The sequence below is a fragment of the Atribacter sp. genome (assembly GCF_035418125.1).
Classification (GTDB): Bacteria; Atribacterota; Atribacteria; order Atribacterales; family Atribacteraceae; genus Atribacter; species Atribacter allofermentans.
This window is the reverse complement of record NZ_DAOLQM010000307.1, coordinates 1-2,360: the sequence shown is the minus strand read 5'-3', so window position 1 is coordinate 2,360 and position 2,360 is coordinate 1. Positions and strand designations below refer to the sequence as shown.

General features: G+C 38.7%; 3 protein-coding genes. All 3 read right to left on the bottom strand.

What is annotated here, in order from left to right:
* Positions 1-605: 605 nt before the first annotated feature.
* Positions 606-1,475: an NAD(P)-dependent oxidoreductase gene (locus tag PLK24_RS10835; RefSeq protein ID WP_324479038.1), complete on the bottom strand. Its 870-nt coding sequence runs from the start codon at positions 1,473-1,475 to the stop codon at positions 606-608.
* 303 nt (positions 1,476-1,778) lie between these two features.
* On the bottom strand, positions 1,779-2,081 hold the full coding sequence (locus PLK24_RS10830) for a site-specific integrase (RefSeq protein WP_324479036.1): 303 nt from the start codon (positions 2,079-2,081) through the stop codon (positions 1,779-1,781).
* 27 nt (positions 2,082-2,108) lie between these two features.
* The coding region (locus tag PLK24_RS10825) for a hypothetical protein (protein WP_324479034.1) at positions 2,109-2,360 on the bottom strand (252 nt) is incomplete at its 5' end.

Genomic DNA, 2,360 nt, shown 5'->3' with positions numbered 1-2,360 from the left:
AAGCTTTTACTGCATAGCGATAATCATGAGTTGCTTGTTGAGCGGTATAACCAGCATACTGAGAAGCAAACTCAGCAACAAAAGGACGGATAGGGATCATGTCTGGTTTGCCGTTTCTCATGGCGGTGACATACCGTTTAAGCCGGGATTGATAAAGTTCTTCGGTGGTCATCAAGAATCCTCCTTGTAAAGTAGATCGTGTTCCTTCATTTTATCATTCTTCATAATACTATCAAAAAACAATAGAATACTTTAATTGGTAAATTAATTTTCTCTCACTTTTCCGAAAGAGAAATTGAGAGGGATTCGATTTTTTTCTGAATTTTTAAATCTCCCTCTCATCCCCCTTTTCCAAGAGGAGGATCAATTGCTGAGCAAGGATTTTCATCCTCTTATGTTCCACAAGGTGGCATTAGGGCTTATTATATAAATTCCAAGATGTAGGCCAAGGGGAAAAAAGAAGGCGATTAAATTAGGAAAGAAAAGGGGAAATAGAAATTTAATATAAAAAAAAGAGAATATAATCACAACCCAACCGATGTCGACTAAAAAGGTGTAAATCAATTTTTTTAAGTAGAGGTCGACATCGGTTGGGTTCTATAGATTTATTCTAATCCTACGTACTCGTACATAGTATTTCCGGCATGGCTGAAATCTAGCTCCTTGCCCTTTCCTTCTTTGAGGGCAACTCGGCAGAGGTCAATAGCACCATCTAATAAAAATCCAGGAATATTCAGGTCATCGCACAGTTTTTTCATATAATTTAAGTCTTTAAGTCCGAGATCAAGAGCAAAGTCCATGCGATAATTCTTATTTATATATTTTTCGCTATAAAACTGGAAAACCCAGTTGGAAAATACTTCATTGTTAAGGGATTTATAAAGCTCCTGTGGATTGATACCATATTTGGCAATAATTGGATAGAGTTGGGCATAAATAAGCGCTTGAGAAAGTCCGGCGAAGTTTTGAGCGATTTTTATTAAGTGTCCGTTTCCCGATGGTCCTACATAGTCGTAATGTTTACAGTAACAGCGGAGAAGGTCGTCAGCTTTATCAACATCTTCTTTGTCTCCAGCTGCGACAGCAATCAATTCTCCTCTATCAGCCTCAGCGGGACCAGCGATTAGCGGGGAGTCAACCAGACCGCCTCCGGCAGCCTTAATCTTGGCATGGAGTGAACGAGTCGACATGGGATAGCTGGTTGAGGTATCGACAATAATCTTTCCCTGAACCCCCTCGTTGAGAAATTCATTCATAATTTTTTCAACTACAGTAGAGTTTGGAAGGGAGAGAAAAACAACCTCACTATTTTTTAAAACTTCCAAAGGAGAATGAACCAATGCAGCTTTTCCTTTAAAGGATTGCATTGCATCCTGGTTGATGTCAAAAACGGTTAATTGGTTACCTTTCAGAATCAAATTCTTACACATACCCCTTCCCATATTACCTAATCCAATAAATCCAACTTTTCTCATGATATCAAAATCCTCCCTTCTTTAATTAGGCGCAACAAAAGCGATTGCTTTTATTCCTCATGTTATTATATGTCACAGGAGACAAAGGTGAAACTATATTTAATTAGATCCAGTTTCATGAAGTAGAGCTATTCTCGGGGAGAGTCCCAAGAGGTGAATTAAAATCCTTATTACATTATTATAATTTTTTATTTCTATTGGTATCCAATTCTACAATTTCTCGATTTAAAAAAAATGAGGGCATCATCTAGGAAAGAACCGCTGGGGGGATAATTATATTATCAAAAAGCTATTGCTTCAACCTCAAAAAGCGAGGTCTCGTAAACCGGTAAAATTTTTTTGATCCGGAGCGCTGAGAAGTTTTTTAATGACATCTATTGGGATGCTTCTGGTTCTTCCCTCTTCTTTCCTAGCCGAAAAGTTAATGGGATTTTCCTCGATAACACCTTCATTGGTGAGATAATCGAAAAAAACCTTCAGATATTTTCGACGGATGTTGAAAGTAGCTGGGGCAACCTCCCAAGAGAAGAACTGAATGACGCATTTTTTAAGCTTTTTCTGATTGATGAACGCATCGGGATGCCATTGGAAAAAAAGTGATATCACCTGTCTATAATCTATTTCGGTTCGTGCTTATATTCCTTGTGCCTTTTTTCCAAAATAAACCAATTTAAGTAAACTTGGTAGCTCAAATTTCGGTATATTGTGACAATTTCCGGCAAATGACTCACCTCGCTGATTACGAGGAAGCGAAAATAAGAGCGCCGGACTCGGAGATTTTTGGAGGTTTGGTTTGAAAACCGATAAGAAGAAAATCGCTCTATAAAGCGATTGGTGGAGATGACGGGATTCGAACCCGTGGCCTCCGGCTTGCAAAGCCGGCGC